The organism is Methylobacterium tarhaniae (assembly GCF_001043955.1).
GTDB lineage: Bacteria > Pseudomonadota > Alphaproteobacteria > Rhizobiales > Beijerinckiaceae > Methylobacterium > Methylobacterium tarhaniae.
The window spans coordinates 18653-34038 of record NZ_LABZ01000032.1 but is presented as its reverse complement, the minus strand read 5'-3'; the positions used below and the strand labels follow the sequence as shown (position 1 = coordinate 34038).

The following is a 15386-nucleotide window of genomic DNA, read 5'->3' as shown; positions in this document are numbered from 1 at the left end:
TCGCCGTGAGCGGCACCGCCCCGAAGGGGCGGGGAAACATGGTTCGATCGATTCGATCACGGCTGACGATACTGGTCCTGGCCCTCAGCCTGATCGGGCTGGGGGTGAGCGGCTGGGGCCTGAACACGGCCTGGACGAACTGGCGGATCGCCGGCGACGTGTCCCGGCTCGCCGCCGTCGACCAGCTCCTGCTGAAGATCCTGGTGAATGCGCGCTTCGAGCGCAACGCCACCGCCGCCGCCCTGGTGCTCGACGGCGCCGCGGCCGAGGCATCCCAGGCGATGGTCGCGGGCTACCGGAATGCCCTCGACGAGGTCCTGCCGGCGGCGTTGTCGCGGATGGACGGGTTCGATGCCGGCCGGTTCGACGACCTGACGAAGGCCGTGCGCACGGCCTCCGACGGGGTGCGGGCGACGCGGCAGGCCGTCGACGCGCAGATGCGCAAGCCCGCCGCCGAGCGCGACCGGGCCGTCGCCAAGCGGTCGATGGCCGACCTCACGGCGCTCATCGCCGCCGTCGAGGCGATGGCCGCCGCCATCGAGAGGCACGTCCAGGCCTCCGACCCGAGCCTGTCCGACTACGTCTCCGCCCGGGTTTCCTCCTGGACCTCCCGCACCCTGGTGGGCAACGCCGACGTCAACATCACCAACGTGCTGGCCCAGAACCGCCTCGCCACCCCGCAGGAGATCCGCGACATCCTGGTGTTCCGTGCCCAGGCCGAGCAGGCACTGACCTTCGTGCGCACCCTCGTGCAGCGCGATTCCAGCCTCGTGGGGCTGCGGGCCGCCCTCGCCCGGGCCGACGAGGGCTATTTCGGCGGTGCCTTCGCCGAGAAGCGCAAGGCCGTCATCGCATCCCTCTCCGACCTCGCCCTGCCCCGGCCGCCGGTCGTGGACTGGCGCAAGGATATCGGCGTCGCCCTCGAACCGGTCACCGGCGTCTCCGAGGAGGCCGTGGCGCTCCTGAGCCGGTCGGCCGATGCCCGCGCCGCGGCGGCGCGCGAGGGCCTCGTCGGCAACCTGGTGCTCGTCGCCCTGGCCGTCGCCCTCACGGCGGCCGGACTCGCGGTGATCGCCCGCGTCACCGGGACGCTCGCCCGCATGACCGACGTCATGGGCCGGCTCGCGGGCGGCGACCAGGACGCGGCGATCCCGGGCGGGGATCGCCGCGACGAGATCGGCGCCATGGCCCGGGCCCTGGCCGTGTTCAAGGAGAGCCTGGCCCGCAACCAGGCCCTGGAGGCGGAGGCCGCCCTGTCCCGGGCTGGCGCCGAGGCGCAGCGCCGGGCCGCCCTGGCCGAGATGGCCGGGACCTTCGAGGGCCGCATCGGCGGCCTCGTCGACGCCTTGTCCGGCGCCGCTTCCCGGCTCGGCGGCAATGCGGGCACCATGGCGAATGCCGTGCAGGAGACCGGGCGCCAAGCCGCTTCCGTGGCGGCGACCGCCCGCCAGACCTCGTCCAACGTGCAGATGGTGGCGGCCTCCGCCGAGGAGATGAGCCTGACCGCCCGCGAGATCGCCGGCCAGGTCGCCGGCTCGGCCGACCTCGTCGCCACGGCCGCGTCGGACGCCAAGGGCACCGGCGCGACGGTGCAGGCGCTGGAGGCCGGGGCGCAGAAGGTCGGCGAGGTGGTGGCGCTGATCTCCTCGATCGCCGCGCAGACCAATCTCCTAGCGCTGAACGCCACGATCGAGGCCGCCCGGGCCGGCGAGGCGGGACGCGGCTTCGCGGTCGTCGCCGCCGAGGTCAAGGAACTGGCGAGCCAGACGGCGCGGGCGACCGACGACATCGGCGAGCAGGTGGCGCAGATCCGCGAGGCGACGCGGCGGGCCGTGGCGGCGGTGGGCGGCATCGGCGGCACGCTGGACCGGGCGAATGAAGGCTCGACGGCGGTGGCGGCGGCGGTGGAGGAGCAGCAGGTGACGATGCGCGACGTGGCGCGCAACGTGACCGAGATGGCGCAGGGCGCTGCTGCCGTCTCGGCGAGCATCGCGCAGGTCCAGGCCCATGCCGGCGAGGCCGGGACGGCGGCGGACGAGGTGGCGACGGCGGCACGCCGCCTGTCGGCGGATGCCGAGACGCTGCGGGGCGAGGTGGACGCCTTCCTGTCCGGGTTGCGGGCCGCCTGAGGCGCGCGGCACCGGCGCGAAAAGGGTCGTTCCATCCCGGGCCGATGGTCTATCCTGCGGTCCGGGACGGGGGCCGGCGCGATCCGGCGCCCCGGCCCCATAAGACCCGCCCGCCCAAGCCGTCCGGTCCCGTGCCCGCCACCATCCTGCGCCGCCTGGCCCAGAGCGTCCCGACGCTCTTCATCGTCGTCACCCTGTCGTTCTTCCTGGTGCGGCTCGCCCCCGGCGGGCCGTTCGACCTGGAACGGCCGCTGCCGGCCGCCGCGATGGAGAACCTGCGCCGGGTCTACGGCCTCGATCAGCCGCTGCTGGTCCAGTACGGCCGCTACCTCGCGGCCCTGGTGCGGGGCGATCTCGGGCCCTCCTTCTCGGTCCGCGACCTCTCGGTGGCGGAGCTGTTCGCCCGCGGCCTGCCGGTCTCGATGACGCTGGGCGGGCTCGCGCTCCTGGTCGCGCTCCTTCTCGGCACGGGCCTCGGCGTGCTCTCGGCCCTGCGGCGGGGCTCGTGGCTGGACCATGCCGTGACCACGCTCGGCACCTTCGCGCTCACCGTGCCGGGCTTCGTGGTGGCCCCGCTCCTGCAGATCGCCTTCGGGCTGTCCTTGCGCTGGCTGCCCGTCGGCGGCTGGGACGACGGGGCGCCGAGAAACCTCGTCCTGCCGGTCGCCACCCTGGCGCTGCCGCAGGTGGCGGTGATCGCCCGCCTCGCCCGGGCCGGCCTCGTCGAGGTGTTCGACCGGCCGCATTGGCGCACCCTGCGGGCGCTCGGCCTGCCGCCCCGGATCCTGGCGCTCCATGCCCTGCGGGGGGCCGCCCTGCCGGTCGTGTCCTATCTCGGGCCCGCGGCGGCGGGGCTCCTCACCGGCTCGGTGGTGGTCGAGACGGTGTTCGGCCTGCCCGGAATCGGGCGCTACTTCGTCGACGGCGCGATCAACCGCGACTACACGCTGGTGCTGGGCACCGTGGTGCTGATCGCGGTCTTCGTCCTCGTGCTCAACCTCGTCGCCGATCTCGCCTGCGCCCTCATCGACCCGCGATCGAGGGATGTCGGGTGAGCATGTCCGCGGCAAGCCCCCCGGCCGCCTTCGCGGAGGCCTCGCTCCTCGCCCGCGCCCGGCGGCGCCTCGTCGGCGACGGCGTCGCACGGACCTGCGCGGCGATCCTGGCCCTCGTCACCCTCGCCTGCCTCGTCGGCCCCTTCGTCACCGGCCACCCCTACGACCGGCTCTATTACGATTATCCCGGCACCCCGCCCTCGCTCGCGCTCACCCCGAAGCCGGAGGCGGTCCGCCCCGCCCTCGACCGGCTCGCCTTCCGCATGCGGGTGCGGGCCGAGGACGTCGCGGTCGCCGGCGACGCGGTCCGCCTGACGCTCGCCGCCGACAAGCCGGTGGACAGCCGGGTGCTGACCTTCTTCTCCCGCTCCGACACGTTCGGGGAGGCCCGCATCCTCGGCCGCTCCGACGATGGGCGGCGGCTGACCGTCGAGGCGCCGTTGCGACGGCTCCGGTTCCTGGCCGGCACCGACACGCTGGGCCGCGACCTCCTCACCCGCACGCTGGTGGCGGGACGCCTGTCGCTGGCGCTCGGCCTGATGGCGACCGCGGTGGCGCTCGGCATCGGGGTCGCCTACGGGGCGCTCGCCGGGACGCTCGGCGGTCGGATCGACGCGGCGATGATGCGCCTCGTCGACATCCTGTATTCCCTGCCCTTCGTGTTCTTCGTCATCATGCTGGTGGTGTTCTTCGGCCGCTCGGTGGCGCTGATCTTCGTCGCGGTCGGTGCAGTGGAATGGCTCGACATGGCCCGCATCGTCCGGTCCGAGGCGCAGGCGATCCGTCGGCGCGACTACGTGCGGGCGGCGGAGGCGCTCGGGCTCACCACCGCGGCGATCCTGCGCCGGCACGTGGTGCCGAACCTGCTCGGGCCGGTCGTCGCCTTCGCGGCCCTGATGGTGCCGCGGGTGATCCTGCTCGAGAGCTTCCTGTCGTTCCTGGGGCTCGGCGTGCAGGAGCCGGCGACGAGCTGGGGCGTGCTGATCGCCGACGGCGCCCGCAGCCTCGAGAGCGCGCCCTGGATGCTGGTCGTGCCGGCCGGGTTCCTGGTCGCCACCCTGCTCGCCCTGACGCTGCTGGCCGAGCGCCTGCGCGACGCCCTCGACCCGCGGGGGAGCGCATGAAGCCAAGTCCCATCGGTCCCGGGCTCATCGGTCCCGGGCCCATCGGTCCGGGGCCTGCCAGCCTCCTGTCCCTGCGCGGCCTCACGGTGCGCTACCCCGAAGCGGGCGTGACGGCGCTCGACGCCCTCGGCCTCGACCTCGCCCGGGGCGAGACCCTGGCCCTCGTCGGCGAATCGGGCTCGGGCAAGAGCCAGGTCGCGCTCGCCGTGATGGGCCTGCTGCCGCCGGAGGCGCGAGTCACGGGCTCCGTGCGCTTCGACGGGACCGAGCTGACCGGGCTGAGGCGCCCCGCCCTCGACCGGATCCGCGGCGCCCGCATCGGCCTGGTGTTCCAGGAACCGATGACCGCCCTCGATCCGCTCTTCGCGATCGGGCATCAGATCGCCCTGCCGCTCCGCGCCCATCGCGGCATGAGCCGGCGCCAGGCGGTGGCGCGGGCGCGCGAGCTGCTCGGTCTCGTCGGCATCCGCGACGGTGCCGCGCGCCTGTCCGCCTATCCGCACGAGCTCTCCGGCGGGGAGCGCCAGCGGGTGATGATCGCGATGGCGCTCGCCTGCGAGCCGGACCTCCTCATCGCCGACGAGCCGACCACGGCCCTCGACGTCACCGTCCAGGCGCAGATCCTGGCGCTGCTCGCCGACCTCAAGGACCGCCTCGGGCTGGCGCTCCTGTTCATCACCCACGACCTGCGGCTGGTGCGGCGGATCGCCGAGCGCACCGCCGTCTTGCGCGCGGGCCGCCTCGTCGAGGCCGGCCCGACCGGGCAGCTGTTTCGCGCGCCCCAGGCGCCCGAGACCCGCGACCTCCTCGCCGCCGAGCCCGCCGGCCGGAAGGACCCGGTGCCGGCGAGCGCCCCCCCGGTGCTGGAGGCCCGGGGCGTGTCGGTCGCCTATCCGGGCCGGCGGCTCTGGCTGCGGGCGGAGCCCCCGCGCCTCGCGGTCGCAGGCATCGACCTCACCTTGCGGGCGGGCCAGACGGTCGGGGTCGTCGGCGAATCGGGCTCGGGCAAGTCGAGCCTCGGCCGGGCGCTGCTGCGCCTCGAACCCGCCGCCCACGGCCTGGTGCGGTTCGAGGACCGCGACCTCACCCGCCTCGACCGCGCCGCCCTGCGCCCCCTGCGCCGGGGCTTCCAGCCGGTCTTCCAGGACCCGATGGGCTCGCTCTCGCCCCGCCTCACCGCCGGCGAGATCGTGTCCGAGGGCCTGCGGGTCCACGAGCCCCGGCTGACCGCCGCCGATCGCGACGCCCGCGCGGCCGAGGCGTTCTGCGAGGTGCGCCTCGATCCCGCCTGGCGCCACCGCTTCCCGCACGCCTTCTCGGGCGGCCAGCGCCAGCGCATCGCCATCGCCCGGGCGATGATCCTGCGGCCCCGCCTCGTCGTCCTCGACGAGCCGACCTCCGCCCTCGACCGCACGGTGCAGCGCGACATCGTCGCCCTGCTGCGCGACCTGCAGGCGGCGCACGGCCTCGCCTACCTGTTCATCTCCCACGACCTCGCGGTGGTCCGCGCGCTCGCCGACACGGTGCTGGTCCTGCGGGGCGGCCGCGAGGTCGAGCGCGGGCCGACCGATGCGGTGCTGGAGCGCCCGCGCGAGGCCTATACGCGGGCGCTGGTGGCGGCGGCCGACCTCGATGGCGGCCTCGCGCAGGCGTGAGCCGCCCCGGGGCTTGAACGTCCCACGCGGGCGCGCCACTTCGCGGCCTTTCGGTCGAGCACATCTTCAGGAGACGAGACCTTTGGAGCCGAGAACCCTGCGCCCCGCACTCGCCCTCGCGCTGCTCGCCCTCGCCGCCCCGGCGGCGGCCCAGCCCGCCCCGAAAGGCCCGGCCCCGAAGGCACCGCCGAAGGAGGCGCCCGCGCCGCAACCCGACCCGGTCGCCGCGATGCTCTTTCCGTGCCGGACGCCGGAGGAGACCTGCTACGTCGGCGTGGTCAAGGGCGGCAAGGTGACGGTCCTGTTCACCAACGACCGCAAGGCCGACGAGATCGCCGGCAAGCCGGTGGCCGTGTCCGGTGATGGTCTCGACCTCGCCAAGACCGAGAACCGGACCGTGATGCTCGTCGGCAGCTACGATCCGAAGGAGGGCCTGACGAAGGCCGAGGTGGTCGACGTCGCGAGCCCGCTCGTCGCCTTCGCGCTCAAGTCGACCATCGGCGGCGGCGAGGCCGACGAGGGCGGCGACGAGCCCCCGACGCCTCCGCCGCCGGCTCCGCGCAAGAAGTGATCAAAGCGCCGGATCGGACCCTTCCCCGCAGGGCGGGGAAGGGTCCGATCGTAGGCCGAGTCCTGACAACATGGTTGATGTACTAAAACATTAGTGCTTCAATGGCTCGTCACAGGCTGCCTCATGGGTGGCCGCGGAGCGGCGAAGCCGTCCGGGCGACGGGGAGGATCGGTAGCGGGTGGGGCGGTCTTGCGCCCGTGCCGCGGGCTCCCTCGCCCCGGCGGCCGCCCTCGACCGGAGAGCCCCGATGCCCCTGAGCCCCGAGACCCGCGCGACGCTGAAGTCCGTCAGCACCGCGACCCTGGCCACCGCCCTGTTCAAGCGCGGCCTGCGCAACCAGTTCATCCAGGACGTGCGCCCCCTCAACCCGCAGGCCGGGACGATGGTCGGCGAGGCCTACACCCTGCGCTACATCCCGGCCCGGGAGGACCTGAACACGCTGGCGGTGTTCCGCGACCCCACCCATCCGCAGCGCGTCGCCGTCGATCAATGCCCGGAGGGCGCGGTGCTGGTGATGGACAGCCGCAAGAACCCGCGCGCGGCCTCCGCCGGCGCGATCCTGGTCACCCGGCTGATGAAGCGGGGCGCGGCGGGCGTCGTCACCGACGGCGGCTTTCGCGATTCGCCCGAGATCGGCGCCCTGCCCTTCCCGGCCTACCACAACCGCCCGTCGGCCCCGACCAACCTGACCCTGCACCAGGCCCTCGACATCAACGTGCCGATCGGCTGCGGCGACGTCGCGGTCTTCCCGGGCGACGTGATGGTGGGCGACGCCGAGGGGGTGATCGTCATCCCGGCGGACCTCGCCGACGAGATCGCCGCGGAGGCCGCCGAGATGACGGTGTTCGAGGATTTCGTGCTGGAGGAGGTCCAGAACGGCCGCGCCGTGATCGGCCTCTACCCGCTGGTCGACGATCAGGCCAAGGCCGACTTCGCCGCCTGGCGCCGCAAGACCGGGCGCTGAGTCACACCAGCATCCCGACGATCAGCACCGCCACCATCGTGGCGGTGGCCCCCAGGGCGGCGGCCCACAGGCCGGCCTCGGCGGTGCTGCCGGGGCGGACATTGTCGTTGGCCGGCTGCGGCAACGTCCGTGGAAAGCGGCGCCACTTGCGCAGGTGCGACGGCGCCGTCGCGATCATGTGCGGCAGGGGAGCGACGGCGTTGTGGCGGCACGACATGGTTTTGCGCTCCAAGGGGGAGGCTCGCGCTTTGGGTGTTCCTCTCGACCCCGGCCGCAACCTTTGCGGCAGGGATCAATGACAGAACGCCGATCCCGGCCCGTCGATCCGTGCCCGATGCAAATTCCGCTTCGTGTTCCTTAAAGGAATGCTTCGGCCGCTCCTCGATCCGGACGGGAGACGAGTCCCGCCCGGCTCGAAGCCCGGCCGATCGGAGACGGCGAGCCGCCATCCGCGTCCCGGCTCGCCGGGCGACCGGCCGCGCCGGCCCCGTTGTGCGGCAGACGCGTCGCCTGGCCGGCGCCGCCGGCGGGTTGCCGGCGCGACGGTTCCGCCGGGGGGCGTGCTCCGTCAGGTCCTGTCCGCCTGCTCCCGGTCGAGCAGCGCCCGCTTGCGGGCGACGCCCCAGCGATACCCCGAGAGGCTGCCATCCTGGCGCACCACCCGGTGGCACGGGATCGCCACCGCGAGCGGGTTGGCGCCGCAGGCCAGCGCCACCGCCCGAGCCGCCGAGGGCGCGCCGATCGCCTGGGCGATCTCCGCATAGGTCGCGGTGCGCCCGGGCGGGATCGCCCGCAGGGCCTGCCACACCCGCTGCTGGAAGGCGGTGCCGCCGATGTCGAGGGGCAGGCTGGCGATCCGGCCGGGGGCTTCGACGAGGCCGACGACCTGCGCCACCACCGCCTCGAAGTCGCGGTCGCCCCCGGTCAGCGCCGCCCTCGGGAAGCGGTCCTCGAGGTCGCGCAGCAGGGCGTCCGGATCGTCCCCGAGCAGGATCGCGCAGAGTCCGGTCTCCGTCGCCGCCACCAGGACGTGGCCGAGCGAGCAGGCGCCGACCGCGAAGCGGATCGCCGCGCCCTCCCCGCCCCGGCGATAGGCCGTGGGCGTCATGCCGAGGCGCGCCGGGGCCGCGGCGTAGAACCGGCTCGCCGCGCCGTAGCCGGCGTCGAAGATCGCCTCGGTCACCGTCCCGGCCTGCCGCAGCCCCTCCGCCGCCCGCGCCGCGCGGTGGGCCGCCGCATAGGCCCGCGGCGTCACCCCGGTGACCTGCTTGAACACCCGGTGGAAGTGGTACGGGCTCGAGCCCGCCGCCGCCGCGAGGTCGGCCAGTGCCGGCGGGGTTTCCGCCGCCTCGATCCGCCGGCAGGCCCGGGCCACCGCCTCGGCCTGGCGCTCGGCCAGGCTCGCTTCGTTCGGACGGCAGCGCCGGCAGGCCCGGAAGCCCGCCGCCTCGGCGGCCGCGCAGGTCGGGTGGAAGCTGACATTCTCCGGCCGGGCCGGCCGGGCGGCGCAGCTCGGCCGGCAATACACGCCGGTCGTGCGCACCGCGTAGACGAACCGGCCGTCCGCCGCCCGGTCGCGGCGGGCGATGGCGGCGAAGCGCGCGGCCTCGTCGAGGGGCGGGACGCCGCCCGCGACCGCGACATCGGAATCCGGGTTGCGCATGATCGTGGTGCTCCCTGTGGGGCGATGGCGCCATCCTCGCCCCGCCCGCCGCCTCGCGCATCCCGGCGCTTGCTGCCGAATTCGGGCCTCGGCTTGCCCCAGGTTTACTCCGGATGCGTTTTCGCCGTCGCCCCCGAAACCGGGCCAGCGGCGGAAGGTTGGGCTGACATCGGACGGCATGGGAGCCGCTCCGGTGCACCCGCCGGCCCTTTCCTCCCCCTGCCGGCGCGGCGCTCGTCTCTCGGATCTCCTCGACTTCCCCGCCGCCGAACGCCTCCGGGCTCTCGACGGCGGGGCTTTGTCGTGCGCGGGGCCGGAGGGCTGCGTGGGACGGGCACGCGATTGCGGTGGAGCGTGGCGGCCGGGCTCTTGGCCCGGCGGTCGCGGCGGGATTATGCCTGCGGTCAAGAAACGACACGCGCCGCCTCCGCGCGGCCGCTTCAGGCCCAAGGTGACACGCCGCTTGACCGACGCGCTCGACGACATCGCCGCCATCCTGGAGCGCACCGGCGACTACCGGGTGCTGCGCCGTCTCGGCCCCTTCGTGCCCCCGGCCGAGGAGCCCGAGGAGCCGACCTTCGTCGGGCTGATCCTCGACACCGAGACCACCGGCATCGACGTCACCGCCGACGAGGTGATCGAGCTCGGCATCGTCAAGTTCGAGTACGGCGCGAGCGGTCGGATCTACCGGGTGCTGGAGCGGTTCAACCAACTCCACCAGCCCTCCGGCCCGATCCCCGAGGCGGTGGTGCGCCTCACCGGCATCACCGATGCGGACGTCGCCGGGCAGCGCATCGACGACGAGGCGGTGGCGGCGCTCGCCGCCGAGGCGCGGGTCGTCATCGCCCACAATGCCCGCTTCGACCGGCAGATGTGCGAGCGCCGCTGGCCGATCTTCGTCTCGCGCAACTGGGCCTGCTCCTGCCACCAGATCCCCTGGCGGGCGGAGGGGCACGAGGGGATGCGGCTCGGCCACCTGCTCGCCGATCACGGCCATTTCCACAACGGCCACCGGGCGATCGACGATTGCGAGGCGCTGCTGGCGATCCTCGCCCGGCCCTTGCGCGCCTCGGGGCGCCTGGCGCTTGCCGCCCTCCTCGAGGCGGCGCGGCGGCCGACCGTGCGGCTCTGGGCCTCCGACGCCCCGATCGCCCTCAAGGACCGGCTCAAGGACCGCAACTACCGCTGGTCGCCCCGGCGCCGCTGCTGGTACGTCGACCTCGACGAGGAGCAGATCGAGATCGAGCGCTCGTTCCTCTCGCGGGAGATCTACCGCGGCATCCTGCCCTCCGGCCTGCCGGCCGACCGCTTCACCGCCCGCGACCGCTTCTCGACCCGGGCCGATCCGGAGGCATAAGGCGGCGCGGCCGCATCGTGGCCCGAGCCGGGACCGCCGCAGCGCAGGCCGGAAACGATGCGCTCGGCGAATTCCTCGGTGAATCCCATCCTTGCCGGTTCATCCGGGGCAGGCCTGGTCCGCCCGGGATGGGACGATGCGGCCGCCACCCGGGCCGTGACGGGGCTCGCTGGCGCCCCCCGTCGATCGCGACCGCCACGTCGGCCCGACGCTCCGTCCGGGCCTCGGAATCTTCCCCAGGGGAGACGGCGCGTGCCGTCGAGGCCGAAATCCACTGGCAGGGAGGCCCAACCGGTCTTCGAGCGGACCGGCCGCAGGTCGGTGCCAGAACCAAGTGCTCCGGCAGTCGGCCGCAATCCGGGGCGGCGGGCTCGGCCGCGAAACACTTCGTTCATCGACCGCGACGTTGCCGATCGACTGCGGCCGCGATCGATCGTATGCCGATGACGGTCTGATGATTGACCGCGGTGTCCGACCATTCCGGGCGACACGCTGACGACGACACTCCGTGGAGCCCAACCCTCATGACGATCCGATCCGCGTCGGCGGCGATCACGCTCGCGCTCCTGTGCACCGCCCTCGCGCCCGCGGCCCAGGCCGGTGAGCGCAAGCTGTTCGAGAACGTCCGCGGCTGGGAAGTCGAGCGCAATGTCGGCGCCCCGGGGCCGAACGCCTGCCAGATGGCCTATTCGTACAGGGACAAGGACGACAAGAACGCCGAGAACGCCATCGTCGTCACGCTGAAGGGCGACAAGCTGGTCCTCATCCTCGGCTACGAGAACTGGGAGTGGGACAAGGACGAGGCCGTCCAGGCGCCGATGTCGATCGACAAGCAGGTCGTCTACGCCAAGCAGGGCTGGACCGGCGACGGCAAGCTGCTCTCGACCGAGCTGCCCGGGGCCGTGATCCCGAAGCTGCTCAAGGGCAAGCAGATCGTCCTCAAGTTCGACAACGGCGAGGCCGATTTCCGTATCCCTGGCTTCGCCGACGCGTTCGACGGCCTCAAGCGGTGCGACGCGGCGGCAGCGGCGCCCGCTCCCGCCGCGGCGCAGGCCGCTCCGGCCCCGCTCACGAGCCGGATCGAGGCTTACATGTTCGGTCTTCTCCTCCAGCGCACGGTCGCATCCTGCGACGTGAGCACCACTGGCATGCAGCGCACCGCCCTCGACGCAAAGGTTGCCGCTCTGCGGCCGGAGATGGCACCGGTCGAGGCGGCGGTGCAGGAGCAGATGAAGGCTCCGGACGTGCCGGGCTGCCCGAAGACGGGGACGGAGAAGGGGCAGTTCGAGATCGAGCTGAGCGCGTATCTCACGCAGAGCCCGGAGGATTACGTCGCCTCGGCCGGCAAGCGCAGCGCGGAGCGCAAGGCCGCCGCGGAGACCGCGAAGGCCGAAGCCGAGATGCGGGCGAAGATCGAGGCGCAGATGCGGGCCGAGGCCGAGACGAAGCGCAAGGCCGAGGCGGATGCGCAGGCGAAGGCCGAGATGGAGGCGCGCATCCGCGCGGAGGTCGAGGCGAAGCTGAGGGCGGAGGCGGCGGCGTCCGCGACCCAGGCGCCGAAGCCCTGAGCGGATGTCGCAAACGCGGCTGCCGGTGTTGCGACGATCATCTGCGGCAGACCAAAAACCACGGCAGACGAAGCGTCGGCCTGCCGACGCGACTCCGCTCGGAGGATGGTCCGCTCGGAGGTCGGCCCGACGACGTGGAGGCCGGTTCGTCGTAGGACGACTCGCCGGGGCTTGGGAGCGGCGCGCGACCGCAACGCGATCGGGCGCTGCCCGCGAGTCGGTCCGGGCCGGCCCCCCGTGTCACCGACGCCACATGCTCGCCGCACACGCTCTGGTATGAGGGGTGCTTCATTGCTCTTCCCCCATCAAGCCTGCCGAGCCCCGCATGATCGTCGTCGAGGACACCACCGGTCCGAACGGGCCTCATCCCGTCCTGGCCGTGACCGGCCTGGCCCGCGAGGCGCGGCTCGCCGCCGGGCCGGGCGTGGCGACGGTGGGAGCCGGGGGCAATCCAGAGCGGCTGCGGGATCTCCTGAAGGGGCGCAGCGGCCCGGGCTGCCGGGCGGTGATGAGCATCGGCATCGCCGGCGGGCTCGATCCCGACCTGGTGCCGGGCGACGTCGTGGTGGCGACCGGGGTCGTCGTGACCGGGACTCGGGCGGCCGGGCAGCGCCTCGCGGCGCATCCGGAGGTCGTCGCGGCGCTCGCCCGACGGCTGGCGGACGCGCCGGTCCGGGTGATCCAGGCCGATGTCGCGGGGGTGGAGGCGGCGGTGCTGTCGCCGCACGCCAAGGCCCTGCTCCGGGCCGAGACCGGCGCCGCGGCGGTCGACATGGAATCGCAGGTCGCGGCGGCCTTCGCGCAGGCGCACGGCCTGCCCTTCTGCGCCGTCAGGGTGGTGTGCGACCCGGCCGACCGCGCCCTGCCGGCGGCGATCGCCAAGGCCCTCAAGCCGGACGGCGAGCCCGATATCCTCGCCGTCCTGTCGGCTCTGGCGCGCCGCTCGGCGAGCGTGGGCGGGCTCGTGCGCCTCGCCCGCGACTCGTCGGCGGCCTTCGCCTCGTTAGGCCGCTGTCGCGCGCTTCTTGGCGTCGGCCTTGGCGTCCCGGATCTCGGAGAGCTTCTGCGCGACGTTGCGTGAGAACACGAACTCGGCCGGGCGCTGGTTCTCGAGGGAGATCTCGGGAGCCATCTCGCCCTCGGTCTTGATCCCGCGGAGCGCATAGATCACCGGCTTCCACGGCTTCTTCACCGAGTCGACCACCGAGGAGGCCTCGTAGCCCGAATGCACCATGCAGTCGGCGCACTTCTCGTAGTTGCCGGTGCCGTAGGCGTCCCAGTCCGTGGTCTCCATCAGCTCCTTGAAGGTCTTGGCGTAGCCCTCGCCGAGCAGGTAGCACGGCTTCTGCCAGCCGAAGACCGTCCGCGTCGGGTTGCCCCACGGCGTGCAGTGGTAGGTCTGGTTGCCGGCCAGGAAGTCCAGGAACAGGCCCGACTGCTGGAAGGTCCACTTCTCGCGGCCCTTCTCCTTGCCGAGGCGGAACACGCCGCGGAACAGGTCCTTGGTCGCCCGGCGGTTGAGGAAGTGCTGCTGGTCGGGGGCGCGCTCGTAGGCGTAGCCGGGGGAGACGGTGATGCCGTCGATGCCCATCCGGGTCACGCTGTCGAAGAAGTCGGCGATCTTGTCGGCCGAGGAGTTGTTGAAGAAGGTGCAGTTGATCGTGACCCGGAAGCCCATCTCCTTGGCCTTCTGGATCGCCGCCACCGCCTTGTCGTAGACGCCGCGCTGGCACACCGACTGGTCGTGCATCTCCTTGTCGCCATCGAGATGGATCGACCAGGTGAAATACGGGCTCGGCTTGTACTGCGCGATCTTCTTCTCGAGGAGCAGCGCGTTGGTGCAGACGATCGCGAACTTCTTCTGCGCGATGATGCCCTCGACGATCTGCGGCAGGTCCTTGTGCAGCAGCGGCTCGCCGCCCGCGATGACGACCACGGGTGCACCGCATTCGCGGACCGACTCGAGTGCTTCGTCGACCGGCAGGCGCTTGTTGAGGATCTCGTCCGGATAGTCGATCTTGCCGCAGCCTGCGCAGGCGAGATTGCACCGGAACAACGGCTCCATCATCATGACAAGCGGGTAACGCTTGCGGCCGGTGAGGTGCTGCTTGAGGATGTAGCCGCCGATCTTCGCGACGTACCGGAGAGGAATGCCCAAGACCAAGGCTCCTTGTGTCGTGGTTCGTGTCGAGTGCTGTGCCAAGCGGGCTGATTAGCCCGAAAAGTGGCGGATTTCCAGCAAGCTAGGTTCGAAACGGTCCAAGCTTGGTTCGGAACGGCCTAAGTGTGGCCCAAACTCGACGGGAGCGGGAAGCTCGCGCTCTCGACAACGCCCGGAAGCGTGGAAATCCGCAGGGGGGTGCGACGCTGCAGCGCAGCAATCACCTCCGCGATCACCACCTCGGGGGTCGAGGCGCCGGCGGTGAGGCCGATCGTGCGGGCCGCGCCGAAATCGAGCGTCGCCAGGTCCGCTTCCCCCTCGACGAGGTGGCTCGGCCGGCCGGCCTCGGCGGCGATCTCGCGCAGGCGGTTGCAGTTCGAGGAGTTGCGCGCGCCCACCACCAGGATCACGTCGGCGACCTCCGCGAGCGCCCGCACGGCGGCCTGACGGTTCTGGGTCGCGTAGCAGATGTCCCGGGTCTCAGGGCCGACGAGGTCGCGGAAGCGCCGGCTCAGGACCGCGATGATCGCCCGGGTGTCGTCGACGCTCAGCGTCGTCTGGGTGATGTAGGCGAGCTTCGCGTCGGCCGGCAGGTCGAGGCTTTGCGCCTCCGCGACGCTGCCGACGAGGTGGACCTCGCCGTCGATCTGCCCGAGCGTGCCCTCGACCTCGGCGTGGCCGGCATGGCCGACCAGGATCACGGTGCGCCCTTGGGCGGCGTAGCGGCGGCCTTGCGCGTGCACCTTGGCGACCAGCGGGCAGGTGGCGTCGACGACCGGGAGCCCCCTTCGCGCGGCCTCAACCTCGACCGCCCGCGACACGCCGTGGGCCGAGAAGATCGTGGTGGCGCCGTCCGGCACCTCGTCGAGGCTCTCGACGAAGCGGGCGCCCTTGGCCTCGAGGTCGGCGACGACGCGGCCGTTATGGACGATCTCGTGGCGCACGTAGACCGGGTGATCGCCCCGGGCGAGCACCCGCTCGACGATGTCGACCGCCCGCACCACCCCGGCGCAGAACCCTCTCGGCTGGGCCAGCACGAGGTCGAGCCCGTTCTCCTGCCTTCCCGCCACCGGCACCCCGTTCCTCTCGCGGCGACTCCCCGGGCCCGCCCTGCCGGGCAGACCCCTCCCGGATGCGAG

13 protein-coding genes are annotated in these 15386 nt (G+C 73.0%); 9 read left to right on the top strand and 4 right to left on the bottom strand.

Annotation, left to right across the window (positions count from 1 at the left end; all coding sequences use genetic code 11):
- Positions 1 to 38: 38 nt before the first annotated feature.
- From VQ03_RS05870 to VQ03_RS05845, 6 genes are all read left to right on the top strand, one after another.
- Complete coding sequence (locus VQ03_RS05870; RefSeq protein WP_048449932.1) at positions 39 to 2129, top strand: methyl-accepting chemotaxis protein; 2091 nt, start codon at positions 39 to 41, stop codon at positions 2127 to 2129.
- A 131-nt stretch (positions 2130 to 2260) separates the two neighbouring features.
- Positions 2261 to 3184, top strand: a complete 924-nt coding sequence (locus tag VQ03_RS05865; RefSeq protein WP_048449962.1) for an ABC transporter permease — start codon at positions 2261 to 2263, stop codon at positions 3182 to 3184.
- A gap of 2 nt (positions 3185 to 3186) precedes the next feature.
- Positions 3187 to 4308: an ABC transporter permease gene (locus VQ03_RS05860; protein WP_048449931.1), complete on the top strand. Its 1122-nt coding sequence runs from the start codon at positions 3187 to 3189 to the stop codon at positions 4306 to 4308.
- Positions 4305 to 5963 carry an ABC transporter ATP-binding protein gene (locus VQ03_RS05855; RefSeq protein WP_083467802.1) on the top strand — a complete coding sequence of 553 codons (1659 nt, stop codon included), beginning with the start codon at positions 4305 to 4307 and terminating at the stop codon, positions 5961 to 5963. Before VQ03_RS05860 ends, VQ03_RS05855 begins: the two co-directional genes overlap by 4 nt.
- 82 nt (positions 5964 to 6045) lie before the next feature.
- On the top strand, positions 6046 to 6534 hold the full coding sequence (locus VQ03_RS05850) for a hypothetical protein (protein ID WP_048449930.1): 489 nt from the start codon (positions 6046 to 6048) through the stop codon (positions 6532 to 6534).
- Positions 6535 to 6781: 247 nt separating this feature from the next.
- A complete protein-coding gene (locus tag VQ03_RS05845) occupies positions 6782 to 7498 on the top strand; it encodes a ribonuclease activity regulator RraA (RefSeq protein WP_157063973.1) in 717 nt (238 codons plus the stop codon).
- A gap of 1 nt (position 7499) precedes the next feature.
- On the opposite strand, the gene VQ03_RS05840 is transcribed toward VQ03_RS05845, so the two are convergent.
- The gene (locus VQ03_RS05840; protein WP_053078418.1) at positions 7500 to 7715 is read right to left on the bottom strand and encodes a hypothetical protein; all 216 of its coding nucleotides are present in this window, start codon (positions 7713 to 7715) and stop codon (positions 7500 to 7502) included.
- Positions 7716 to 8066: 351 nt separating this feature from the next.
- Entirely contained in the window at positions 8067 to 9161 is a 1095-nt protein-coding gene (gene ada, locus VQ03_RS05835; RefSeq protein ID WP_048449928.1) for a bifunctional DNA-binding transcriptional regulator/O6-methylguanine-DNA methyltransferase Ada, read from the bottom strand.
- A 463-nt stretch (positions 9162 to 9624) separates the two neighbouring features.
- On the opposite strand from ada, the gene VQ03_RS05830 reads away from it, so the two are divergent.
- The 3 genes from VQ03_RS05830 (at position 9625) to VQ03_RS05820 (ending at position 13167) form a co-directional block, all read left to right on the top strand.
- Positions 9625 to 10518, top strand: coding sequence for a 3'-5' exonuclease (locus VQ03_RS05830; RefSeq protein WP_048449927.1), 894 nt, complete (start codon positions 9625 to 9627; stop codon positions 10516 to 10518).
- A gap of 524 nt (positions 10519 to 11042) precedes the next feature.
- Complete coding sequence (locus VQ03_RS05825) at positions 11043 to 12086, top strand: hypothetical protein (RefSeq protein ID WP_053078417.1); 1044 nt, start codon at positions 11043 to 11045, stop codon at positions 12084 to 12086.
- A 325-nt stretch (positions 12087 to 12411) separates the two neighbouring features.
- Entirely contained in the window at positions 12412 to 13167 is a 756-nt protein-coding gene (locus tag VQ03_RS05820; RefSeq protein WP_048449926.1) for a phosphorylase, read from the top strand.
- Here VQ03_RS05820 and hpnH read toward each other — a convergent pair.
- Positions 13090 to 14244 carry an adenosyl-hopene transferase HpnH gene (hpnH, locus tag VQ03_RS05815; protein ID WP_048449925.1) on the bottom strand — a complete coding sequence of 385 codons (1155 nt, stop codon included), beginning with the start codon at positions 14242 to 14244 and terminating at the stop codon, positions 13090 to 13092. The genes VQ03_RS05820 and hpnH overlap by 78 nt on opposite strands.
- Before the next feature lie 122 nt (positions 14245 to 14366).
- A complete protein-coding gene (gene ispH / locus VQ03_RS05810) occupies positions 14367 to 15323 on the bottom strand; it encodes a 4-hydroxy-3-methylbut-2-enyl diphosphate reductase (protein ID WP_425350036.1) in 957 nt (318 codons plus the stop codon).
- Between the last annotated feature and the right edge of the window lie 63 nt (positions 15324 to 15386).